Annotated in this window: 20 protein-coding genes and 1 riboswitch; of the genes, 12 read left to right on the forward strand and 8 right to left on the reverse strand. The window is 46.5% G+C overall.

What is annotated here, in order from left to right; all coding sequences use genetic code 11:
• Positions 1-92: 92 nt before the first annotated feature.
• The 4 genes from KQI_RS0124220 (at position 93) to KQI_RS0124235 (ending at position 5,310) form a co-directional block, all read left to right on the forward strand.
• Positions 93-1,016 carry an ABC transporter ATP-binding protein gene (locus tag KQI_RS0124220; RefSeq protein WP_010349469.1) on the forward strand — a complete coding sequence of 308 codons (924 nt, stop codon included), beginning with the start codon at positions 93-95 and terminating at the stop codon, positions 1,014-1,016.
• Complete coding sequence (locus tag KQI_RS0124225) at positions 1,009-1,701, forward strand: ABC transporter permease (RefSeq protein WP_010349470.1); 693 nt, start codon at positions 1,009-1,011, stop codon at positions 1,699-1,701. Before KQI_RS0124220 ends, KQI_RS0124225 begins: the two co-directional genes overlap by 8 nt.
• Before the next feature lie 71 nt (positions 1,702-1,772).
• Positions 1,773-1,917, forward strand: a riboswitch (FMN riboswitch).
• 172 nt (positions 1,918-2,089) lie between these two features.
• A complete protein-coding gene (locus KQI_RS0124230) occupies positions 2,090-3,037 on the forward strand; it encodes a DMT family transporter (RefSeq protein ID WP_010349471.1) in 948 nt (315 codons plus the stop codon).
• 242 nt (positions 3,038-3,279) lie between these two features.
• Entirely contained in the window at positions 3,280-5,310 is a 2,031-nt protein-coding gene (locus KQI_RS0124235) for a methyl-accepting chemotaxis protein (protein ID WP_010349472.1), read from the forward strand.
• Positions 5,311-5,489: 179 nt separating this feature from the next.
• Here the strand turns inward: KQI_RS0124235 and KQI_RS0124240 are convergent, their stop codons facing one another.
• Complete coding sequence (locus KQI_RS0124240; protein WP_010349473.1) at positions 5,490-6,971, reverse strand: carboxylesterase/lipase family protein; 1,482 nt, start codon at positions 6,969-6,971, stop codon at positions 5,490-5,492.
• Between the two features lie 195 nt (positions 6,972-7,166).
• Complete coding sequence (locus KQI_RS0124245) at positions 7,167-7,730, reverse strand: GbsR/MarR family transcriptional regulator (protein WP_007429307.1); 564 nt, start codon at positions 7,728-7,730, stop codon at positions 7,167-7,169.
• 473 nt (positions 7,731-8,203) lie between these two features.
• On the opposite strand from KQI_RS0124245, the gene KQI_RS0124250 reads away from it, so the two are divergent.
• Positions 8,204-9,427 carry a quaternary amine ABC transporter ATP-binding protein gene (locus KQI_RS0124250; RefSeq protein WP_029390323.1) on the forward strand — a complete coding sequence of 408 codons (1,224 nt, stop codon included), beginning with the start codon at positions 8,204-8,206 and terminating at the stop codon, positions 9,425-9,427.
• On the forward strand, positions 9,402-11,156 hold the full coding sequence (locus KQI_RS0124255; protein ID WP_010349475.1) for a glycine betaine ABC transporter substrate-binding protein: 1,755 nt from the start codon (positions 9,402-9,404) through the stop codon (positions 11,154-11,156). The genes KQI_RS0124250 and KQI_RS0124255 overlap by 26 nt, the downstream gene beginning before the upstream one ends.
• Positions 11,157-11,317: 161 nt before the next feature.
• Here the strand turns inward: KQI_RS0124255 and KQI_RS0124260 are convergent, their stop codons facing one another.
• From KQI_RS0124260 to KQI_RS0124285, 6 genes are all read right to left on the reverse strand, one after another.
• Positions 11,318-12,541 (reverse strand): ABC transporter permease, encoded by a 1,224-nt coding sequence (locus KQI_RS0124260; protein ID WP_010349477.1) that lies wholly within the window; start codon positions 12,539-12,541, stop codon positions 11,318-11,320.
• Between the two features lies 1 nt (position 12,542).
• The gene (locus tag KQI_RS0124265; protein WP_010349480.1) at positions 12,543-13,907 is read right to left on the reverse strand and encodes an HlyD family secretion protein; all 1,365 of its coding nucleotides are present in this window, start codon (positions 13,905-13,907) and stop codon (positions 12,543-12,545) included.
• Between the two features lie 22 nt (positions 13,908-13,929).
• Positions 13,930-14,514 (reverse strand): TetR/AcrR family transcriptional regulator, encoded by a 585-nt coding sequence (locus KQI_RS0124270; RefSeq protein ID WP_010349481.1) that lies wholly within the window; start codon positions 14,512-14,514, stop codon positions 13,930-13,932.
• Positions 14,515-14,772: 258 nt separating this feature from the next.
• Positions 14,773-16,140, reverse strand: coding sequence for an ABC transporter substrate-binding protein (locus KQI_RS0124275; RefSeq protein WP_010349482.1), 1,368 nt, complete (start codon positions 16,138-16,140; stop codon positions 14,773-14,775).
• Between the two features lie 120 nt (positions 16,141-16,260).
• Positions 16,261-17,082 (reverse strand): carbohydrate ABC transporter permease, encoded by an 822-nt coding sequence (locus KQI_RS0124280; RefSeq protein WP_010349483.1) that lies wholly within the window; start codon positions 17,080-17,082, stop codon positions 16,261-16,263.
• Entirely contained in the window at positions 17,079-18,044 is a 966-nt protein-coding gene (locus KQI_RS0124285) for a carbohydrate ABC transporter permease (protein WP_010349486.1), read from the reverse strand. Before KQI_RS0124285 ends, KQI_RS0124280 begins: the two co-directional genes overlap by 4 nt.
• A 192-nt stretch (positions 18,045-18,236) precedes the next feature.
• Between KQI_RS0124285 and KQI_RS0124290 the strand changes: the two genes are divergently transcribed.
• From KQI_RS0124290 to KQI_RS0124315, 6 genes are all read left to right on the forward strand, one after another.
• Positions 18,237-18,557, forward strand: a complete 321-nt coding sequence (locus KQI_RS0124290; RefSeq protein ID WP_010349487.1) for a hypothetical protein — start codon at positions 18,237-18,239, stop codon at positions 18,555-18,557.
• A 218-nt stretch (positions 18,558-18,775) separates the two neighbouring features.
• Positions 18,776-19,567, forward strand: coding sequence for a polysaccharide deacetylase family protein (locus KQI_RS0124295; RefSeq protein WP_010349488.1), 792 nt, complete (start codon positions 18,776-18,778; stop codon positions 19,565-19,567).
• Positions 19,568-19,683: 116 nt separating this feature from the next.
• Complete coding sequence (locus KQI_RS0124300; RefSeq protein ID WP_010349489.1) at positions 19,684-20,001, forward strand: hypothetical protein; 318 nt, start codon at positions 19,684-19,686, stop codon at positions 19,999-20,001.
• 79 nt (positions 20,002-20,080) lie between these two features.
• Complete coding sequence (locus tag KQI_RS0124305) at positions 20,081-20,734, forward strand: class F sortase (protein WP_010349490.1); 654 nt, start codon at positions 20,081-20,083, stop codon at positions 20,732-20,734.
• A 2-nt stretch (positions 20,735-20,736) separates the two neighbouring features.
• Positions 20,737-21,861 (forward strand): amidase domain-containing protein, encoded by a 1,125-nt coding sequence (locus tag KQI_RS0124310; protein WP_010349491.1) that lies wholly within the window; start codon positions 20,737-20,739, stop codon positions 21,859-21,861.
• An 88-nt stretch (positions 21,862-21,949) separates the two neighbouring features.
• Complete coding sequence (locus tag KQI_RS0124315) at positions 21,950-23,440, forward strand: oligosaccharide flippase family protein (protein WP_010349493.1); 1,491 nt, start codon at positions 21,950-21,952, stop codon at positions 23,438-23,440.
• Positions 23,441-23,492 lie beyond the last annotated feature (52 nt).

The following is a 23,492-nucleotide window of genomic DNA, read 5'->3' on the forward strand; positions in this document are numbered from 1 at the left end:
GAACTTAATAAATTTGTAAGAATTACGAAAGAAAAATGAATATTTCACCCTTTATTCTTGAATCATCAACAGTATACGAAGGGAGAACACCCATGACTTATATATTACGTACACATCAGCTGACCAAAGCTCTGAAGGGCCATGAAATTGTAACAGAGGTCAGTATGAATGTCCGAAAGGGGGAAACCTATGGCTTTCTCGGTCCCAATGGGGCGGGCAAAACAACGATAATGAAAATGATGACCAATCTGCTTAAGCCGACATCGGGTGAGATTGAATTGTTCGGTGAAAAATTGACGCCCAAATCGTATCATCTGCTCGGACGGATGGGTTCGATTATCGAATACCCGATTTTTTATGACAGGCTGACGGCCCAGCAAAATCTGGAGCTACACTGTGAATACATGGGCTATTATAACAAGCAGGCTGTTCGGGATGCACTGGAGCTCGTGAACCTGAGAAACGTGGGTGACAAGCCGGTCAGGGACTTTTCCTTGGGGATGAAGCAGCGTCTCGGAATCGCTCGAGCCATAGCGACCAAGCCGGAACTGCTGATTTTGGATGAACCGATTAATGGTCTGGACCCGGTGGGCATCAAGGAAATTCGCCAGCTATTCCACATGCTGTGCAAAGAGTACGGGATGACTCTGCTCGTGTCCAGTCATATTTTAGCGGAAATTGAGCAGATTGCGGATACGGTGGGCGTCATTAATCACGGGCGGCTGATTGAGGAAGTGTCGATGGAACAGGTGCGGGAAACCAATACCGAATACATCGAATTTTCAACCAACGATTGCAAAAAGGCAGTCTACGTCCTCTCGCATCATCTGAATCTGAATAATATTCGGGTACTGAACGAGCAAAATGTACGTATTTACGATACAAGTGTACCGCAAAAGCAAATTACAAAAACCCTCATTATCAATGATGTTGAGGTGGATTCCATTCATCAGAAAAACAGTACGCTGGAAGATTACTTTTTGCGTCTGCTAAATGGGGGTGATCTCCATGCTTAAATTGATGCAGCTAGAATTGAAAAAATTTCATTTGGCAGGATACATCCGTTCAGCTCTGATTGCCAATGCCTGTATTCTTGGGCTGATCTGCCTCATTGCGCTGGACAGCCAAAGTGAGGGAGGAGCGCCCGAATTTACACGGTACACTCAGCTTCTGGATCTCATGGACAACTTGGTCAGAGGCACCTTTATCGTATTTGCATCCGTGTTGCTGTGCCGTTTTATTGTAGACGAATTCAAGTCCAAATCAATTACCATCTTGTTCATGTACCCGATCCACCGTAAAAAGCTGATGATCGCCAAACTCTTGGTCGTGCTACTGTTTACGTTCCTGTCCATTATGATATCGGAAATTGTCATTACGGCTGCCATTCATCTGCTCAATCAATTTGTCGTTATTGTACCCGATCAGCTTACGCTTGCTGTATTGGGTCAGCAGTCAGTGCGGACGCTGATGAATGCCGTTGCCACCAGCTTTATGGGATTGGTTCCGCTGTATATGGGAATGCGAAAATATTCTGTACCCACAACCATTGTGACCTCCATCCTGATTGTAGCATTGCTTTTCTCCAATAATAACGGCCCTACGCTTAGCTCCATTGCCCTCGTGCAAATTGGATTTTCTGTGCTGGGAATGCTTGTCGCCTATGCAGCGATTCGCCGCATTGAGTATAAGGATATTTAAAAGTACACACATTTTTCACTGGACTTCATTCTAAAACGGGTATATCCTAAAGGAGAAATTAAAAACGGAATAAGGATCTTCGGGGTAGGGTGTGATTCCCAACCGGCGGTATGGCTCATGGAGCTAAGCCCGCGACTCTGTATCTGGCAACAGGATACGGACTGATTTGGTGAGATGCCAAAGCCGACGGTAAAGTCCGGATGGAAGAAGATCGAAGCATGAACATGCCGTGAAGTGGATGAGTGCTGCATAATTGATTCGGCAGCAGCTTCATTTAACTTGCAACAAGCGGCAAGTTTATTTGATCAACCCCCGTCTTGCATGGCCTCTCGCCATGGACGGGGGTTTTTGTGCCACCGGTCCTGTATTCGCAAGGAGCTAATTGAATATGAGTCAAACATCAACTGTACTAACTTCCAAGGGTTTTGAGCGCAGTACTCACATGAAAAGCGGTTTTTGGCTAGTCGCGATTGGAGCGGCCTTGTGGGGCGCTGACCCGCTGTTTCGTATTATTTTGTTAAAATCATTCACCTCAGCTCAAATTGTACTGATGGAGCACGTGCTGCTTTTTATTGCTTTGGCACCGATCCTGTGGAAGCACCGCGAGGAGCTTAAAGCAGTACGGCTCCGTCAAGTTTTTGCTATTTTGTTCGTCTCGTGGGGCGGTTCAGCTTTGGCCAGCGTGATTTTCACCATGGCACTCAGCAACGGTGATTTGAATGCCGTTCTTTTACTTCAAAAGCTGCAACCGTTGGTCGCTATTATTCTGGCACGTATTATTTTGAAGGAAATGCTGCCGCGTAATTTTGGAATACTTATTGTTATCGCTTTGTTGGGGACGTATCTTCTTACCTTCGGCTGGTCGCTCCCCTTCGGACATGCTCGCAATTTTGTTCAGGTCGGCAGTCTGCTGGCACTGGGAGCAGCGGTTTTGTGGGGCGGCTCGACTGTGATGGGAAGTTATTTGCTTCGCTCGATGAAATATGAGACGGTAACCTCCCTGCGCTTCATGGTGGCGCTCCCCATACTGATTGTCCTCACCTCTGTGGAGCATGCGCCGTGGAATATGCCTGCTGGTACATGGGCGGGCGCAGCCGTGATTATCAATCTGTTATTGCAGGCACTGCTGCCGGGTCTTCTCAGCCTGCTGCTGTATTACAAGGGATTGAGCACGACCAAAGCGTCTTATGCCACCATGGCGGAATTGAGCTTTCCTATGGTCGGTGTCGTGATTAACTGGATCGCATTCCAGCAAATTGTTACCATAGCACAACTGGCTGGTTTTATGCTTATCTGGATTACACTGTTTATGATTTCACGTCAGCAAAAAAACTAACAAGTAAGTTCATATCCATTTCATACTAACTTAAGCCAAATCGCGATGATGCTTTTGCGTCTCCGATTTGGCTTTTTATGTATAAGTATTAATACATAACATGCTACTTTTGAACTATTTTTAAATAAAAACGTCTAAAACATGCAACTATTCTTCATTTGCCATAGATTACATCTATAAAATCCACTGCTTTTTGTCGAATAAAACAATGTAGTGATCATCAGACACAGAGGAGAACAACTATGACTAAAGCAAAACAAACAATTCCGTGGTGGGCCAGATTTCTCAGACAGTTATATTTAATGAGAACAAGATTGATTGTAGCTTTTTTGACTGTATTATTGATTCCAAGTGCACTTATTGGATACTTTTCTTATGAAGGTGCTACAACGCAACTCAGTCAGCAAATGAGCAGTTCTGTGTACACGAATCTGTATCTGATTCGAAGCAATGTCAATCAGTACGTATCGCCTATTATGAAGGACCTGGACGTGTTTGCGACTGAAGTCGAGTCCAATTCCCTTGCTTCCAATCAAGAGGCCCTTCAGGCAAAATTGGATGTCATCATCAAAGCTCATCCCGAACTGGATGCCGCGTTCCTCGGTAATACGGAAGGACAATATGTTCGTACGCCGAAAAAAGAATCAACCGATTATGATCCTAGAGAGAAAAAATGGTACAAAAATGCGATGCAGCAAAAGGGTAAAGTATTCGTCGGTGTTCCAGATGTGAGCTCCACGACAGGAAATTTAGTGGTGACCATATCAAGAACGCTGGAGGACGGCCAAGGAGCTATTGCGTTGGGCTTGAATCTGGACAAGATGAGTCAAAACATGCAGTCTGTCAAGATTGGCGAACGCGGGGGAGTCTTTATTGTTGATTCTAATCATAAAATTGTGTCTGGAGCTGGAGCAGCCTTTAACAATTCGGGTCAAAAACCGACAGACACTATTAAGGGACTTCCCGAAGTAGAGGAAAACGCTGAAAATGATACTCCTTCCATAAAACAGATTCAATTTATGAATAGAGACGTGCTGGCCTTTACACTCAAGGACCCTGTCACCGGATGGAGCATTATCGCACTGTCGGATCTGGAGGATTATAGTGATGCTGCCCGTCCAATTTTGAAACAAAGCCTCATCGTCATCGCCATATCCGTACTGGTTGCTGCTATCATTATTTTCCTGATGGTTCGTTCATTCCTGATTCCGCTGCGCAAGCTGCAAGCAGGGACACGTATCGTCCGGGATGGAAATCTGACTGAACGTGTTAATCTGTCCAGTAAGGATGAATTCGGCGACCTGGCCCAGAATTTCGACCAGATGACACATGCCTTGCATACGATGGTTTCTGAGGTCAATCAAACGTCCTCTCGACTTACTTCCTCTTCCCTGATGATCAAGGAAAGCACGGAGCAAACAACGGAATCTGTACAGCATGTAGCGGAAACCGTCATGGAATCTGCCGAAAATGCAGCCACCAGCGCCGAGGCATCCGAGCAAACCGCCAATGCCGTTGAAGAAATGGCCAAAGGTGTCAGCACCATTGCCGAATCGGCAAGTTCCATCGTGGATTCTGCAGGACAAACCGAGCACGATGTAGCCCAAGGCAGCAAAATGATCAGCAATGTGCGAACACAGATGGACCGCATTCTGGAAGCCGTAAGCCAAACAGCTGGTCTAATGGATGAGCTGTCACAGCTCTCCGACGATGCGAGGCAGATGAATAGCGCTATTGCTGCCATTGCCAAGCAAACGAACTTGTTGTCCCTGAATGCATCCATTGAGGCTTCCAGAGCAGGCGAAGCCGGGCGTGGATTTGCCGTGGTCGCAATAGAAGTACGCAAGCTATCGGAGCAATCAAAGGCAAGCGCCGATTCCATCAGTCAGATTATTACGCAGATGCTGGACCTGATTCAACGCTCTACCGCTACAATGAACGGCAATGTTCGTAACCAGGTGGGCGAAGGATTGCGCATCAGCCAAGAGGCAGAAGGTGCTTTTGCGAATATTGAACGCTCCACCTCTCATATCGTGGAGCAAATTCAAAGCGTATCCGCTGCTGCTGAAGAAATCTCGGCCAGCACGGAAGAGGTTTCGGCTACCGTGACCCATCTGGCAAGTCTGTCCCGCAGTTCGGCGGACAGTTCACAGACTACATCCGCTGCTGCTCAGGAGCAGATGGCGGCCATGGAGGAAATCGCTTCTTCGTCCCAGGAGCTGTCCAGAATGGCGCAGGATTTGCAAGAACTTGTGAAGCGATTTAAAATTTAACTTCCACATTAGATTGTTGCGATTCCATGCAAGTAAGGATAAGCAACGATACATCTGTTCAATTCAAACAAGCCTTCGTCCGAATACGAGGGATTGACCCCTGTCTCACTAACAAGGTCAGTCCCTCATTACGAGCGAGGGCTTTTTTATTAAATGGGTTAAATGAAGTTGTTACTTGCTTATACACCCATCTGCCCCGTTAACTGGCGCCGTTTATCCCCATCCGGGTCATACTCTACAGTGATATTCTCATGAAAAATGGTCGTAGCGCGTTTTTCCCTGTCATACGCCGGCCATTCCCTTTCTGGCAGCACAGGCCTTCCAGTACGTGCAAAAGTCACCCATGCCTGCTGCATTTCCTGAGCTAACGTCCGCATCGACGGTTGAATCTCTAATCCGAGCTTGCCCAGCGGCTCCAAATTATCGAAAACAAACGCAATTTCCGCGCCATGGACAGCCTTTCTAAAGGTTGGATGCTCCTGAATTGTCCAGTCAAAACGATACATCCATACCGGCGCATAGGCTGACTGTGCAGCCGCGAGAGCTAAGGCAGGGCGCCAAAAAATCAGATCGGTCAGCATTTGCGCCTGACCCTCAATCGTAACAGGAAAAGGTTCTGTCACTTCGGAGATATCCGGCATACCCGTCATCATTTCCAATGCGAGGCACGCTGTCTTTTTGTCCATAAGATGGGATTCTTTACGGATAAAATAGTCACCCTCATGCAAGTTTGTTCCGATCAGAACACTTACCTGCTTCGCTGATCCTTGTGCAATCGCAGTCAGAGGGTCGTTAGGCAAAGTCACACCGTCCACCACGGGCTGGTAAATCATCGCCATACCCGGTCCAACCACTTCATGCGTCTTCGCCATCGCAAGCATCAAGGCATCCGTCGGCAATGTAAACAACCGTTCAGGCTGTTGAGTGCCCACACCCAATTGCTGCAGATACACAGCTGCTATTTGCTCTGCCTGCGGAGTCGGCAGCACCTGCGAAGCACCGCTCTGCAAGATCGCGCGCTGGAACAAGCCTTCAGCAGTCGGCATCGCCAATAAAGTGGCAATACTCATCGCACCCGACGATTCGCCGAACACCGTCACCTCGTCCGGGTTACCGCCAAAGACAGCGATGTGGTCCCTGATCCATTCCAGTGCGGCAATTTGATCCAGCAGCCCCGAATTAGAAGTCAGACCATCTCCACGTGGAGTCAGATGCAAAAACCCTAACGGCCCCAGCCGATAATTGATCGTAACAACGACAATATCACCCTTTTGCGCCATTCGCGCCCCATCATATAAAGGAATAATGCCAGACCCGGTGACGAAGGCTCCTCCGTGAATCCACACCATCACCGGACGTCCCTCCACAGGAGCCTCTGAAGCCGGTGTCCACACGTTCAGGTACAAACAATCCTCCGACTGCTCAGGCAGTTCTGCCAGATTCCCGGTCATACTGTCTGCTGATGGCATAGGTTGCGGACAGATCGGCCCAAACCTCGTCGCAGCCCGCACACCCTCCCAAGGCTTCAAAGGCTGAGGTGCGTGAAAACGCAGTTCTCCAACAGGAGGCTGGGCATATGGGATACCTTTCCACACATGATATCCGTTCCCCGATTCCCCACGCAGCTGACCTAGACTGGTATGTACTGTAATGCTCTCCATCATGTCCCTCCTTAATCTCGCGTGTTCAACAGAACCTTATAATATCAATCCTTACATATTTCTATTATACCTTCTGAACCGGGACAAACCAAAAATCGAGCGGAGCCAATCATTCCTTTATTAAGTGAAACACAAAAAAAACCGGAATCGCTTTTGGCGTTCCGGCATGTTGTAGACAGGATAGGACATAGGCAATTAATCTTGTACTTCTTCCTTCGGAATCAGCTTGTAAATTTCTTCACTCTCCAAAGAGTCAATTAATCGGTCTAACCACTTATAATATGCTACGGCCTGCTTCATTTTCAAACGGTCTTGCTGGAGAATCGCCTTAAATTCATCATATTCTCCACCCTGCTCTATCAGCCTGTTCAGCTCATCAATAGCTTTACGCAGCACCAGCAGATTCGTTTCCACCGCTTTTCTCCATTTAATAGCGAAGAAGTCCGTGAACGTTTGATGCCAATCATATTCGACTTCATACAAGTCCTTGCGCGAGCCTTTGCTCCACACCTTGTTCACCATTTTCAAATCCAACAGCGTCCGTACGCCCGTACTCATGCTCGTTTTACTCATTTCCATTTCACGGCCCATCTCATCCAGCGTCATCGGTTTATCCGCAAAAAACAGCAAACCGTACAAATGCCCCGCAGACAGAGTGATCCCATACAAGTCCATGTTTTTACCTATAGCTTCTATGACACGTTTGCGAATTTTTTGCAGCGAAGCCTGCTGCTCATCACCTAACTGGTACAAGCTCATGCTTGCAACCTCCTAATTTTAGAGCATTTTGCACAACTTAGTATGAACGAATTACCTGTAACGGATAAGCTTTGACGCAATAGATGTTGTCTATATTACAGCAGCATAGTCGTTCAAAATCATAATTCGCAAAATTGCTAATGATAGTAAATTTTTAAAATTATGGATATACATAATTCTTTTTCTTATGATTCTATTTCATTGTCTATTTTAAAAAAAGCATTATCGGTTGTAAAGTTCCGAATGTTTGAGCATTCTAAAGAACGAAGGAGCATATTAAAGGAAAGTATGTACAGTTTTTTCTGTACATACTTTATGAACAGTTTTTTTGTTTGAAAAGTAAGCAAGGCTTCTGTTACAATTTATTTTGTCATTAACCGTTCAGGATGCGCGGAATTATGATTTTTTATACTCAATCCATCATGCAACATGGGGTTAATACCAAGCAAAGTATAGAAAGAAGAGGTGTATGTATGACGATTTTGGAAGTCAAAAATGTCAGCAAACTCTTTGGTCCTCACGCAGAGCAAGGTGTTCCGCTCCTGGAGCAAGGCTGGGACAAGGAAAGACTGGCCAAAGAGAAACAAATTACTGTTGGTGTCAATAGGGCCAACATGGAAATTAAGCAAGGTGAAATTTTCGTGATTATGGGTCTATCAGGTAGTGGCAAATCCACCTTGGTGCGAATGCTGAATCGCTTGATTGAGCCTACCTCAGGTGAAATACTTGTCCATGGCAAGGACCTCCGCAAGATGAACAAAGAACAACTCCGTGAAGTTCGCCGAAAAACCATCAGCATGGTTTTTCAAAAATTCGCACTGTTTCCACATCGGACTGTATTGGAAAATGTAGAATACGGCCTTGAAATTCAAAAGGTAGAAAAAGCGTTGCGCCAGGAAAAGGCACAGCAAGCGCTGGAACTGGTTGGTCTTAAAAATTGGGGCGATAAAATGCCCGATGAACTGAGTGGCGGTATGCAGCAGCGTGTCGGTCTGGCACGGGCGCTGGCTAACGACCCTGAAGTGCTCCTGATGGATGAAGCGTTCAGCGCATTGGACCCCCTCATTCGCCGCGACATGCAGGATGAGCTACTGGAGCTTCAGGATAAAATGAAGAAAACAATTGTGTTTATCACCCATGATCTGGATGAAGCGCTGCGGATCGGAGACCGGATTGCATTGATGCGGGACGGGGCGGTTGTACAAATCGGTACACCGGAAGAAATCATGATCCAACCGGCTAACTCATATGTAGCGCGCTTCGTCGAGGATGTGGATCTGTCCAAGGTATTGACGGCCGCCCATGTCATGCTTCGTCCAGAAACAATTACCATGGATCGTGGTCCACGTGTTGCTCTGGAATTGATGCGGGAACGCGGGATTTCCAACCTGTTCGTCATTGACCGTGCCAAAAAGCTGCTGGGTGTTATTAACGCCGAGGATGCTGTTCATGCACTGCGCAACAATTTGAAGATTGAAGATATTTTGATGACAGACGGGCCGCAGGTTGCTGCCGATACCGTCATTAACGATTTGTTTGAAATTACAAGCTCGTCCAAGGTGCCGCTGGCTGTCGTCGATGATAAGCAAAAGCTGCTGGGCGTTATCGTCCGTGGAGCTTTACTGGGCGCACTTAGTGGAGATGTGCCCACTACAAAGGAGGTGAATGCCCATGATACCGAAACTGCCAATCGCTGAGTGGATTCAATCCATTGTAGACTGGATGGGTATTCATCTGGCAGGATTATTTAATATTATTTCTTCCGTTATTGAAGCGGTAGTAGGCTTTTTCTCAGGCCTGTTCATGCTTCCACACCCGCTGGTGTTTATCGTAATCATCGGAATTATCGCCTTTATGATCGGTCGGGTTCAGCTTACGCTGTTTACTGTCATCGGCTTCCTGCTGATTGACAATCTGGGCTATTGGAGCGAAACGATGAACACGCTCGGACTGGTCATTACGTCTGCGCTCATATCCATTATTATCGGGATTCCAATCGGAATCTGGTGTGCATACAGCAAATCGGCGTCACGCATAATCACGCCTTTGCTTGATTTTATGCAGACGATGCCCGCATTCGTATACTTGCTGCCTGCGGTTACCTTTTTTAGCCTTGGTGTTGTACCGGGCGTAATCGCCTCGGTCATCTTTGCCATCCCGCCGACTATTCGTATGACGAATCTGGGGATTATGCAGGTGTCGGGTGAGCTGATTGAAGCCTCTGACGCATTTGGTTCAACATCAGCGCAAAAGCTGTTCAAAGTCCAGCTTCCACTGGCTTTGCCTACTCTAATGGCTGGTATTAATCAGACGATTATGCTGTCACTGTCCATGGTTGTTATTGCTTCCATGATCGGTGCGGAAGGCATCGGTGCAGTTGTGTACCGTGCAGTGACACAGCTGCAAATTGGTAAAGGTTTTGAAGCCGGCCTGGCTGTCGTTGTTCTGGCTATTGTGCTTGACCGGTTCACGCAAAACCTGTTCAAACCAGCGAAAAGAAACAAAAGCCGTGTATCCGGCAAACAAAAAGTATGGATTGCCTCTGCGGTTACAGCCGTCATTCTGATCGCTGGCGCGTCACAATATTTTGTTGGTGCCGATCATTCTGCATCTGGCAAAGGTAACGCCGCCGCCAATCCGGTTAGCGAAGAGGTTGATTACAAGATTATCGGCATTGACGCCGGGGCAGGCATTATGAAATCAACTGCCAAAGCGATTAAGGACTACAATTTATCCGATTGGAAGCTGGTAGAAGGCTCCGGTGCAGCCATGACGGCAACACTGGACAAAGCCATTAAGGCGAAAAAACCGATCATCGTCACAGGGTGGACTCCGCACTGGATGTTCAACAAATATGATCTCAAATATTTGGAAGACCCTAAAAGGTCTTATGGTGAAGCAGAGGGAATTCATACGATTGCCCGTAAAGGGCTGCAAAAGGATGCTCCTGTCGCTTACGAATTCCTGAAACACTTCAAATGGACTCCGGAGGATATGGGTGAAATGATGGTTGCCATTCAAGCCGGAACCAGTCCTGAGCAAGCTGCCAAGGATTGGGCAGAGAAGCATGCCGATAAGGTGCAGGAATGGACTCAAGGGCTGCAACCTGTCAATGGGGACCCTTTTAAGCTGAGTTATGTGGCTTGGGATTCTGAAATTGCGAGTACAAATTTGCTGAAATATATTTTGGAAAATAAACTGGGTTACAAAGTAACCGCACTGCAGGTTGAAGCAGGTCCGATGTGGACGGGTGTCGCCAGCGGCGATGTAGATGCCTCACCAGCTGCATGGCTGCCGTTGACACATGCGGACTACTGGGCTAAATACAAGGATAAGCTTGACGATCTGGGTACTAATATGACCGGTGTTAAAACCGGATTAGTCGTTCCAGCTTATATGAATGTTAAATCAATTGCTGATTTGTAGGACAGCGGAGCCGCTTCGGCTTCAGCTTCCGCAGCAGCTGGGGACTTCGGCCAGTAGGCCGATTACCGTAAAAAACACAAAAAGCGTGTACAGGCACTTATATATGCTAAAAGGCAGATCAGGGGTAACATCTGATCTGCCTTCTATATTTAGAGTTACCTTCAGCCTTTAAGCGTGACACCTTCTTGCGCGGGAACATCGGCATGCTGCCCTGTCGTCTGGTGCTGTCTAAAAAATAGCGGATAAATAGCGAAGGACACCAGAAGAGTCACACAGCCAATGACGCCCAAAGCTATCGTATCCTTAAAGACGTATGTGATATCCAATCCTTTGAGCGTAATATTGCGTACAGCATCCAGATAATACGTCAGCGGTAATATTTCGGCAACCCCCCGCAAGAAGCCAGGCATGGCTTCCAACGGCCACGTATAGCCTGATAGCATAAAGGAAGGAACAGCAATCAACATCAGGGTTTGTGTGGCATCCACTCTTGACTTGGAAAAAAGACTGAATAGAAAACCTAGGCCGCACAATGCAAAATTAAAGGCCAGCGACACCATAATCAGCGGAAGAACCTGTCCCCTGAATGGAATATCAAAGTATAGCGCGCTGATACTGAATACAGTCAGCACATTGAAGGCTCCTGCCGCATAATACGGTGCCAGCTTGGCAATAGCCAGGCGCCAGGGAGTATTTTTCCATGCACCAAATCTCCCCCACGTTCCTGACTCCTTATCCCGTGTGCAGGATAAAGCAATACCAAGCAGCAAGCACTGCTGGAGAGCTGCCGCAATTACCCCTAATGGCATGAAGAGCTTATAATCATAGACCGGGTTAAATAGCACTCTGGAGCGGAACGGAATGGTGCTTAAGGCCGAGGCAGCTTGATCCGCGTTCATTCCCTTTTGCTTCATAGAATTGATAGATACTCCGGCACTTACGCTACTGATGACCTGATTCGCAATACGGCTGGCACTATTGGAGTACATCATGTTGCTTCCATCAATCAGGGTCAGCACTGGCGGATTCTCCCCATGCTTAAGCCGAGTGGTGAAATTGTCGGGAATGACAATCCCGACCTTAGCTTCCCCGGTCTCCACCTGATGGACAACATCCTCCTGATTGGTCACTTGCCGTGTAACGGCAAATGAATCTGTCGCGTCGAACGCCTGAATGATTTGGCGACTGAGCTGCGAGTTATCTCCATCATATACCGTGACAGGCATCTCGATAATCCGCTGATGTGAATACAGGAAGCCGAACAGTATCGTATACACAATCGGCGTAATCAGCAGAATAGCCATAAAACGGCGATCCCGGAAGATGCTCAGCCACTCCTCGCGAAACACATCGCGGATACGAAGTCTTTCCTGTTGATCCTGCATATTATTGCGCCCCTTTGCCTGTAAACAGAACTGTAGAGCCCGTTGGAACCGAGGCAGCAAGATCCGGCAAAGCAACCTTAACGCCAAAGGAACGGACATCCTTATCACCGGAGCTTTGGCTCGGTTTTTGAATGGCGAAGTCGGCAGCAGATTCCAATAGAATCACCTTTCCCTTCAGCTCCTTGCCACCCGACAGCAGTTTAATTTGGACGGTATCCCCTGCTTGCAGACCGTTCAGAGATGTTTCCGGTACATAGAATTTAGCCCAACGCTGTGTCGAAGTTTCAATCGTATAGACCGGGAATCCTGCACTGGCCATTTCCCCCAAGCTAAGTGATTTGGATTTCACGATTCCATCCTCGGACGCGCGTAGTGTAGTGTAGCTCAAGTAGGTTTGCGCTTCCTGGAGCGCGGCTTCCGCTTGTGCTACCTGTGCATTGGCACCTGTAACCGCAGATTGCGCCTGTTCCACCGTGGATTGCGCCGCCTTCACAGCAGATTGCGCTTGCTCTACCGAAGCCTGTGCAGCTTTGACATCTTCCTGCTGCAAAGCGACTTTACCTGCTCCTGCCTGTGCTTCCTTCACTGCAGCCAATGCCTGACGGTACTGCGCTTCAGCCGCCGTGATTTCCTCCTTACGGCTTCCCTCACGTACCATATTCAGCTGTTGAGATGCCGAATTGTACTTGGCTTCAGCCTGTTGATGATCCAGTGTCGCTTGATCCAATGACGCCTGCGTTGCCGCTCCGGCTTCTTGGAGCTTTTTGGCACGCTCCAGATTTTTAACGGTCAAATCCAGCGTTTCCTTGGCTGCCTTCACAGCTACTTGCGCTTGCTCCAGCTCCTGCGGTCTTGCACCGCTCTTGAGGGCATCCAGCTTGGCTTTAGCTGCAGCCGCAGCCGCTTGTGCCTGTTCGATTTGACTGGAGGAAGCCTGTGCAGTTACACCGACTGCTGTTGATCCCTGGCTTTTCTTGGCCTGAGCTGCACTCACAGTAGCCTGTGCCTGGCCTACTCCTGCTTGGGCCTGCAGAACACTGGCTTTCGCTTTGGACACATTACTCTTGGCTGCCTGCAATGCAGCTTGTGCCTGCTTCACCTTATCTTCCAGCTCACGACTTTCCAATTTGGCTAATACCTGCCCCTTTTTCACCTGATCGCCCTCTTTTACGAACATCTGGTCAATGCGTCCTGCCATCTTAAAGCTGGCATTAAGGGTATCCGATTCTACGTAAGCGGTGGGAATAGAAGAGGATTGATCCGCAGATAAGCTGCTGCCTCCCCGTGGAAAAGCGGTCAAAGCATAGATCCCTACAGCGATTAAAATAATAAGTACGGCGTAAATCGTATATTTTTTAGCTTTCATGTTCCATCACTCCATCTGTCAATTAATGATAAATGCCTAGTGCATTACATACAAATAATTCAGTACTTTCACGAACTTCCTGCAGATTCATCGTTTCGCCCCATACCATCGAACGCATCGGAGTAAAAATGTAAATGCCAAACAGGCAATTTGCCGTTGTTTTTGCATCCAGCTTGCTCGAAATTTTCCCATAGGACTTGCCGGATTCGATCTCTGCCTCCATAAAATCAAAATAGTCAGCCAGTACCTGTCTGATATTAAAATGCTGCTCTTGCGACACCCAGCCTTTGCTGACCAACAGACGGCAAAAATCCGGCTCTCTCCCAATAAACTCAATATGTACCTGGATCAGCTTGCGAATCCTTAGTTCTACCTGATCCTTGGGAGTTTGAGCCATCGCTGCATGGATATCCTGGACAAAACGCTCCATCCCCATCTTTAAAATGTAGATGTACAGCTCTTGCTTGTTTTTGAAATTATAGTACAGGGTTCCTTTGGCAATGCCACATACCTTGGCGATCTCCTCCATATTGGTCTCGTTAAAGCCTCGTTCGGAAAAAGCCTTGAGTGCGCCGTTAAAAATAATTTCCTTTGTCTGCTGTTTCATGCTTCCTCCTTTTTTGAACTGACCGTCCAGTACAAAAATTATGTATTTATTATAAGCCTACTTTTAGTCATCCAGCAATAGGAAAAATGCAAATCATTCATTTTAGACACTTCGTCTAAACAGTCGTTCTAAAAAGAAAATAACGCAAAAAACGGATTGAATCAGTGAGAGGGTCACTCATTCAATCCGTTATTTTATAAAAGCGGCCGATAAAGGGGGACGTATTACAGTTTACCCGTCGCTTTTAGGGAAGGCCGATTATTTTTTTACCGTTTGATTGTATTGTGCAATTTTGCCCGTAATCTCCTGCGCCGCCTGGTCCAATGCCTGTTTTGGCTGTTGCTGGCCACTCAGTACGGCCTCGATTACCCCTTCAACAATTTGACGCGCTTCCGGGAATACACCCATCACAGCACCTTGTGTAGCGGTAGACTGCGCCGATGCGTGCAATTGGTCAACTGCCGTTTGGAATTGCGGGTATTTAACCATATTGTCTTTGAGCACCTGCTCGTTATAAGCTGCTTTGGTGATCGGGAAGTATCCGGTATTCACACTCCATTGTGCCTGTACCGCCGGGGAAGCAACAAATTTAATGAACTCCCAGGCAGCCTTTTGCGTAGCTTCAGGTTTGTTGTTCATAATGTACAAGCTCGCACCGCCTACAACGACACCACCTTCTTTAGCTTCAGTTGCTCTTGGCAGGAATCCCGTACCTACTTCGAACTTATCGCCAACCTGCTCCACAATATTACGCAGTGAAGCGGTGGAATCCAGGGTCATCGCAATTTGTCCTGCGGAAAAAGCTTTGGCAGTATCGTCCGAGTTGCGTCCCAGATTGGATACTACCTTCTCGTCAATCATTTTCTTCCACCACGTCAGGGTTTTCACACCTGCATCCGAATTCAGCAGCGATTCCGTTGCAGCCTGATTGCGTCCGTTGCCATTATTCACATAATCCGCATTCTGATTGGCAAACAATTGCTCCATAAACCAGCCATAGATGGCGATGGATGCACCGGATTTACCATCCTTGCTCAAGGCTTTGGCAGCTTTTTCGAATTCATCATAGGTTTTCGGAGGATTGGCCGGGTCAAGTCCCGCCGCTTTGAACGCATCCTTGTTATAGTACAAAATCGGGTTTGACGTATTGAACGGCATGGCATTTAATTTACCATCTATCGTGTAGTATCGCGTAATATTCGGCTCAAGCTGCGACAAATCGAATTTGTCTGCATCAATAAATTGTTGTACAGGCGTGATCATTTTGGAGTCGATCATGAACTTGCTTCCAATCTCATATACCTGAATGATGTCCGGGCCGCTGTTGGAACCAAGCGATGCTTTCAGCTTGTTCAGGCTGTCATCATATTTGCCCTGGTATACAGGCTCCACCTGAATGTCCTTGTGGCTGGCGTTAAAGTCAGCCGCGATCTGCTTGATCGCTTTTTCACCATTACCGGACATCGAATGCCACCAGGTCAGCTTGACTGGAGAACCCGCTGCTGCCCCTGCATTACTGTCATTCCCCGGCTTTTCTGCCGCCGTATTGTTGCTACAGCCTGCTGCAACCACCATTGCAGTCAGAATAAGCAGGGTCAAGGCACTTTTCAGACGAACAAATCTCATAATCTCACTTCTCCCCCTTTGATTAAATCATTCTCAAATGCGACCATCTTTTACGATGCTATTTTGTGATCAAGCTTTGTATATAGACTGCTTGCGCAGGTGCTGCTATTTATGGGCTTATCAGCCTTTCAACGCACCGGCGGCCATCCCGCGTACCAACTGCTTTAGCCCAAAAATCAGCAGGAGCAGAGACGGTAAAATGACAAGCGCAGTGCCCGCAAACACCAGATTCCATGACGTGGATTCCTGAAATTCAAGCATGGAAATTCCAATCTGTACGGTACGCATATTTTCGCTATTTGTAATCAGTAAAGGCCACAGATACGAATTGTACATGTTCAGAAACGAATATACGGCCAGTGTTCCGAGCGCCGGGCGCGATAGCGGAAGCACATGAAACAGAAAGTAACGGATATGCCCACACCCGTCCATGCGTGCAGCCTCGAACAGTTCCTTGGGAAGCTGGAGAAAAAATTGTCTTAACAGGAATGTCCCGAAGGCTGTTGCCAAAAATGGAACCGTCAGCCCTTGATACGTATCAAGCCAGTTCCAGCTGCGTACTGTCAGGTAATTCGGAATAATGGTCACTTCCCAAGGGATCATCATTGTGGCTACAAACATGCTGAAAATAAAGTTTTTTCCCTTAAACTCCATTTTGGCAAAGGCATAGGCCGCCAGACTGGCTGTAATGAGCTGACCGATCATCGTCAGGCCCGAAATGAGAAAGGTGTTGCCGATAAAGGCTGCGATCGGAACGATTTCAAACACTTCGGTAAAATTGGCCAAATGAAAGGAATGCGGAATAAAGTGGGGCGGATAGGCACTTGCTTCCTCGGGCGACATGACCGCCATAAAAAACGTATAGATCACCGGATATAAAATCAGAGCTGCCGCAATCGTAAGCAGTACATACAGCAACGTTGAATGAAGGCTTCCTTTCATTGGTAATGCACCTTTCTTTCCACCCATCTGAACTGAATCATCGTAAGCAGCAAAATGACGACAAACAATACAATCGCCTGTGCGCTGCCTGTTCCAAACCTGAAATTAACAAAGGCTTCCTGGTAAATGGAGTATACGAACACATTCGTACTGTTCACCGGGCCGCCCTTGGTTAAAATGTTAATTTGCGCGAAGGACTGAAAGGCCCCGATAATGGAAACTACCGTCACAAAAAAGATCGTTGGTGAAAGCAACGGCATGGAAATACGCCAGAAGGTGACCAGCGGACCAGCCCCATCCATTTTGGCACTTTCATACATGTCGTCCGGAATCCCTTGCAGTCCGCTGGATAAAATAATGTAATTGAAGCCGAGATTCATCCAAATAGTCATGATGGCTACCGAGAACAGCGCCCAGTCCGGGCTGGTCAGCCATGGAACCGGATTGATATGTAACAGGGAAAGCACGTAGTTGAACATCCCGAGTGTCGGATGAAAAAGAAACTTCCAAATGACGGCGGATGAACCGACCGACAGCACCATCGGTAGTGAAAACGCGAACTGAAAAATGCGCATTCCGCGTAGTTTACTATGGGTCAGTGCAGCCAGCACGAGCGCCAATAAAATACCCGCAGGCACCGTCAATAGCGCGAACAGGAGCGTGACCTTGATCCCTTGCAGAAACTGACCTGAGCTGAAAAGTACAGCAAAATTGTCCAACCCTACATAAGCTGCAACGTTTCCTGCCGGATCTGTGGAATGCAGGCTGAGATAAACCGACTTCAACATCGGATAAAACATAAATACAGCAAATAAAATGAGCGATGGAGCCAAAAAGGTATACGCCAGCGCATTTTCGCGCAGTTTTTGAATTTTTAGCGAACCTGTACGTATGCGGGCCTTAGACGAAGCCAGAGACTGGCTTCTCGTCCCAAATCCCATCGATTTGTTAAGCTCACCCAAAACGAAGCGCCCCTTTCTTTTCAAACCAACCTCAGTAAGTGTATCGTTTCGTTGTAAAGGGAACATCAAGCAAACTGGAGTATAATGTAAATTTTTCTCCTCTTTGTTAAAAATGCTTCCAATTGCTTTAAGCACACTGACGTAGCAGTCTGCATACGATGGATCATTACATGGTATGGAGGTTAGAGGCGAATGTCCTACAGTACCGTTAGCCCACAAACGTTATATCAAGCCAAACCGGAATTCCAGACAAAGATTATCAAGGCTCGCCAGCACCTGCATCAAAGGCTTAAACCACACCTCAATCAAACCGTCCGGGTCCAAACGATGGATCAGCGTGTGTATGAAGGAACGATTGTTCACATGGACGCCGATCATTTGTATATAAAAGTCCCTCAGCCGTATCATCCGCCTTCCCCAGCGAATCCGACCCTTTATCGATCCTCCGCCTTCAACAATGTCATTCTGCCGCTGGTGCTATACACGCTGCTGGTCGTGATACTGCTGAGCTGACGCATGGCGCATTCAGTTCATGACAAAAAAACCTCCAAATTTGTGAATATCCGACTATCGGCATATTCACAAATTTGGAGGTTTTACGTATTTATTTTACATATTGAAATAAGGAATTTAAAGGAATCTAAAAGCAGATAATTTCGCAAACGGGGAATGGTATGTACTCCTTCTTGGCAAGCTAATATGAGAAAACGTCAGAACGGAGAAGATGCCAGATGAAATATAACCGATTACTGTCTACAAGTGTCGCTGTTGCCTTGTTCTGTGCCAGCTTTTGCCCCACACCCTATACCAATACTACACAGGCCGCATCGTACGCCTCCCCTGCTCCTACAAAAGGAAGAGCCTATTATGAAGAACGAGGGGACATTGTATGGGAAGTTCCTACCTCTCGCAAGGTGATTGCCCTCACCTTCGACGATGGACCGGATGAGACCAAAACGCCGGCCATTCTGGATTTGCTCAAGCAATATGACGCCAAAGCGACCTTTTTTGTCGTCGGCAGCCGTGTAGAGAAACTCCCTCACATTGTAAAGCGGGAACGAGAAGAAGGACATGATGTCGGCAACCATACCTTCCATCATCCATCCTTCCATCGTATTTCCCGTAACAAAGCCCTGTCTGAAATGGATCAGGGCCAAGCCAGCATCGTTCATGCAACGGGTACAGAAACCCCTTATTTCCGTCCACCGGGTGGTTCCTATACCGACTCGCTCGTCAAACTATCTAGAGAAAAAGGGCTGAAAATGATTTTATGGTCCTGGCATCAGGACACCCTGGATTGGCGAAGACCCGGCGTACACCGCATCGCTAATAAAGTGCTCCGCAACGCCAAAAACGGCGATATCGTCCTCATGCACGATTATGTATATAAAAGTACACAAACCGTTGAAGCCCTCAAAATTATTTTACCTGAACTGAAAAAAAGAGGGTTTACCTTTGTCACCGTATCCGAACTGCTTGCCAATCGTAAGACGCCCGAAGGGCTTATTGAAGTGAATAAATAATTTCATGGGAATGGATCACAAGGCAATTTCCTCCTATGAAATTATTGGCTACATAAAACGTTCTTCGTACGGAAAATATAATGGAGAATTACCAACTATCTCAAGGAGGCAATAACATGAAAAAAGCAATATTGGCAGTAGCGTCCCTGGCTGTATTTCTGTCAGCAGGATCCATGGTATCTGCGTCTGCATCTGCACCCGCAACAGAAAAGCACGAGCACAAAATACACCAACATAAGGTTAAAGCTCATGCGAAACAAGAACACAAGCTGCACGCCAAGAGCAAACATGAGAAAGTCCACAAGCTACATGCACATAAAGCTGCACCTGCCAAAATCATTGGAACAAAAAGCATTCATGCGAAAAGTATGAAAGCAAAGGCTACTAAATTACCAAAAACCGGATTTGGCGGCGCAAGCGAGCAAATGAATTAGGGAGGGTAAAAAGAGAGGGTTAGCTTGTAGACCCTCTCTCTTTCTTCATATGAACAAAAAGTGGATTATTCGTATCATAGTGCTATTGATTTTGCTGGGTAGTACAAGTTGTTCGTCTTCGGCTGAACATCATGGTACCCCCACCCAGACCCCGGCTAAGCTTGACATTCAACAAACTAAAACGACGAAGCCATTACAGGTTAAAAACAAACCTTTTCCAGGGATCATTCCACATAAAATTGATATTCCTGCGGTTCGTATTCATTCGATTATAGAACCGGTTGCCTATTTAGAAAATGGACAAATGGGCGTTCCGGGTAACACGGATCGAGTAGGCTATTTATCTACAGGAATATTGCCAGGAGCGGCGGGTAATGCAATTATGGATGGGCATGTTGATACATATACGGGTCCGGCAGTTTTTTATCCTCTTAAAAAGCTGAAAAGGGGGGACTACGTGTATGTAACTGGCGATGGCGGTTGTAAGCTTCAGTTTGTTGTGGAGTCGGTAAAATTTTACCTAACCTCCGAAGCACCGATTCAAACGATTTTTGGACCTACTGAAGAGCACCGTTTAAACCTGATTACCTGTGCCGGACGCTACAGTCGAAGCAAGAAGGAACATGAAGGAAGACTGGTCGTTTTTACCAAATTAGCACACATGAATTCAGCTTGTGAGAAACTTACGGTTCAGAACAAGGACAACCCAATCATTTTCAAGGAGAATGAATAACTGTGCTTAGAATCACAAAATTACAATTGCTGTGCATGACCTTAATATTGCTCCTCGCTTACAGCTTCTCTTTATTTCGTGCACAAGCCGAGCCAGCTAAACAGGATAACGTTGTCCCTTTTCTTCAAGAATTGTTTGAAGACCGCACTCGGTTGTTGATGGATCAGGATAAAAAGCATATTGAAGACCATTACTTGTTAACAGATAAACGAAGCAACTACGCGTACTTTCATGAAATGAATAGGGCCGAATACATTCAAGAATGGGCCAAGCATCGTAAAATGAAATTTGTAAATGCGGAAAGTTCCATTCGCGTAGCTCGCGCCGAAGTGTTGGGCGATACGGCAAAAGTGTCTCTTGTTCAGTCCTTGAAATTGAGTTATGAGTATACCGATAACTATCCCGGTCGGCATGATTTTGGAATTGGAACTCGTCATGGCATTACACTGAAAAAAAAAGACAGTCGTTGGTACGTGGAACGTGAATGGTATTCAGACCCTCTGGAGGAAAATGTAAAGAAAATTGAAAAATCCGACTTATTTTTCACTCCTCATAAAGATCCAGCAACACCAGAGAGGGGTATTCATAAATACAACAGAGCCCGCGCAGTTGACTATGCGAACAAGTATGCAGGAACGACATGGGGGGCAGGTAATGGTCAGCGATATAATCAAAAATATCTGGATTATAACTCCAAAGGGGGCGACTGTACCAACTTCTCCTCTCAAGTGATCGGGGACGCGAAGGAAGGCGGAGGGCTGCCTATGAAATCAGGATGGCATTACTTGTATGGCCACGGTGGAAGCCAAGCCTGGGTTCAAACGGACGCTTTTAAAAATTTCCTGATACGCTCCGGCTATGGCAAGATTATAGGGCAAGGAAGTTTTTCTAATATTGTCCAATCAGTAAATGAACGGCAGCAGCAGCTTGACAAACCCCAATTGATGCCAGGTGATTTAATTGCTTACGTGTTAAAAGGAGATGTTGACCATTTCTCTATAGTTGTTGGATTTGATCAGCGTGGCTTTCCTTTAGTCAACTCCCATACCGCAGACCGTTACAGAGTCCCTTTCGACTTGGGATGGGATAAAAATACCAAGTATTTGTTGATTCATATACAAGATTAAGCATTAAATGACCTGTCACACTTGTTCATATCCCGGAGGATGCTGTCATAGGAATAATATGGACAGCTTCTAATGGGGTGAAAATAATTTGAAATTACCTCTTTTATTAAAACAAACCATGGTGAGAGCTAATGCGATGATTGTTGTGAAAGCCATCGGTTTGGTTGGAAAAGTATTTATGACGCGACTTGTTGGAGCCGAAGGAATGGGCCTTTATCAGCTGGCCTACTCCTTCTATAGCTTAATATTGATGATTATTTCAGGGGGATTGCCGACAGCTTTGGCTATGTTTACAGCTAAGCATACTGCAAGAGGCTGGCGTTTGTTCAAAATTTTTTCTATATTCCTGATACTCATGGGATTGATATGCAGTGTCTTAACCTTTTGGCTTTCAAAACCGATTGCTTCTTTGCTTGGTTATCCACAAATCGATTTTGTGATTCGATGTCTCTCCCCTGCAATACTGGCCGTTCCCTTGCTAAGTTTGCTGCGCGGATATTTGCAAGGGCTTGAGAAATACACCACAATTGCTTTTTCGGAAATCATAGAACAAACCGTTAGGATTGGTACTTTAATATGGCTAGTGCCACTATTTATTCAATTCGGCATTGAGTCTGCTGTAGGCGGAGCGGTACTGGGAACCTTTACAGGCGCCTTGTTAGCCTTTGCAATGCTTTCTGCTTTATTTATGTACAATCGTCCCTCTGTAGCTTTGTCTCCCCCATCCACTCGAACAGATCTACCTTTGGTGGTACAAGCTTCATTTGCTATTGCACTTACACGCCTGCTTATCCCGGCTTCCGACTTTATGGATGCGATCATCATCCCTCAACGATTACAGGTTGCCGGGGTTTCTCCCAAAGAAGCAGCGGAGATGTTCGGTATTGTCACGGGTATCGCTCTTGTGGTCGCTTATATGCCTACTTTGATTACGGGCTCACTAACACATACGCTCACGATGAAAATAACTACGGATTGGCAAAATAAGGAATATAATGTCTTCTACAAAAAAAGCCATACCGCCCTTCAGATAGCATGGGTCTGGGGATTAGCCTCAGGGTTTTTCATTTTTGAATATGCCTCCGAAATTTCCCTATTTGTTTTTGGTATACAACATGCCGAAATTCCCATTAAATCATTGGCAATGCTACCGTTACTCGTCGGATTGCGGGAAATCACAACAAGCATCTTATGGGCGCAAAATCGGAAGAAAACTCCCTTTATTGGTCTTGGCACAGGAGTCCTTGTCAACTTCATTATTCTTTATTCCTTAGTTGCCATTCCCGGGCTCGGATATGCCGGTATGTCTTTGGGAATCATCATGCTCGAATGGATCGCAATGGCCTGGAATTTCAAAGCCCTAGAACTCTTCCAACAAATCAAATCCCATATAATCATTATACTGTTAGTGGACATTCTTGTTTTTGAAGCCATTCTGATTATGGTTACGCTATGTTCCAAGTCGTTATCCTCATTGGACTGGCCGCAGACGGTCCAAATTATTGCTGAGATACTTCATTACTGCTTTTGGTGTGCACTGTATTTGAAAGTACGATTAAAGAGTGTTTTCGAAGAATAGACAAGGCCTCCCACCAGTTTATTGAACTCGTGAGAAGCCTTTTTCTATTTGA

Origin of the sequence: Paenibacillus peoriae KCTC 3763 (assembly GCF_000236805.1) — a bacterium.
In the GTDB taxonomy this organism is placed as follows: domain Bacteria; phylum Bacillota; class Bacilli; order Paenibacillales; family Paenibacillaceae; genus Paenibacillus; species Paenibacillus peoriae.

What these genes read in the sequence shown, in the direction of transcription:
- KQI_RS0124250 (WP_029390323.1), top strand. Translation starts at nt 8,204, where the DNA reads ATGACGATTTTGGAAGTCAAAAATGTCAGCAAACTCTTTGGTCCTCAC.
- KQI_RS0124230 (WP_010349471.1), top strand. Translation starts at nt 2,090, where the DNA reads ATGAGTCAAACATCAACTGTACTAACTTCCAAGGGTTTTGAGCGCAGT.
- KQI_RS0124235 (WP_010349472.1), top strand. Translation starts at nt 3,280, where the DNA reads ATGACTAAAGCAAAACAAACAATTCCGTGGTGGGCCAGATTTCTCAGA.
- KQI_RS0124300 (WP_010349489.1), top strand. Translation starts at nt 19,684, where the DNA reads ATGAAAAAAGCAATATTGGCAGTAGCGTCCCTGGCTGTATTTCTGTCA.
- KQI_RS0124240 (WP_010349473.1), bottom strand. Translation starts at nt 6,971, where the DNA reads ATGGAGAGCATTACAGTACATACCAGTCTAGGTCAGCTGCGTGGGGAA.
- KQI_RS0124220 (WP_010349469.1), top strand. Translation starts at nt 93, where the DNA reads ATGACTTATATATTACGTACACATCAGCTGACCAAAGCTCTGAAGGGC.
- KQI_RS0124295 (WP_010349488.1), top strand. Translation starts at nt 18,776, where the DNA reads ATGAAATATAACCGATTACTGTCTACAAGTGTCGCTGTTGCCTTGTTC.
- KQI_RS0124260 (WP_010349477.1), bottom strand. Translation starts at nt 12,541, where the DNA reads ATGCAGGATCAACAGGAAAGACTTCGTATCCGCGATGTGTTTCGCGAG.
- KQI_RS0124255 (WP_010349475.1), top strand. Translation starts at nt 9,402, where the DNA reads ATGATACCGAAACTGCCAATCGCTGAGTGGATTCAATCCATTGTAGAC.
- KQI_RS0124225 (WP_010349470.1), top strand. Translation starts at nt 1,009, where the DNA reads ATGCTTAAATTGATGCAGCTAGAATTGAAAAAATTTCATTTGGCAGGA.
- KQI_RS0124280 (WP_010349483.1), bottom strand. Translation starts at nt 17,082, where the DNA reads ATGAAAGGAAGCCTTCATTCAACGTTGCTGTATGTACTGCTTACGATT.
- KQI_RS0124290 (WP_010349487.1), top strand. Translation starts at nt 18,237, where the DNA reads ATGTCCTACAGTACCGTTAGCCCACAAACGTTATATCAAGCCAAACCG.
- KQI_RS0124265 (WP_010349480.1), bottom strand. Translation starts at nt 13,907, where the DNA reads ATGAAAGCTAAAAAATATACGATTTACGCCGTACTTATTATTTTAATC.
- KQI_RS0124270 (WP_010349481.1), bottom strand. Translation starts at nt 14,514, where the DNA reads ATGAAACAGCAGACAAAGGAAATTATTTTTAACGGCGCACTCAAGGCT.
- KQI_RS0124245 (WP_007429307.1), bottom strand. Translation starts at nt 7,730, where the DNA reads ATGAGCTTGTACCAGTTAGGTGATGAGCAGCAGGCTTCGCTGCAAAAA.
- KQI_RS0124275 (WP_010349482.1), bottom strand. Translation starts at nt 16,140, where the DNA reads ATGAGATTTGTTCGTCTGAAAAGTGCCTTGACCCTGCTTATTCTGACT.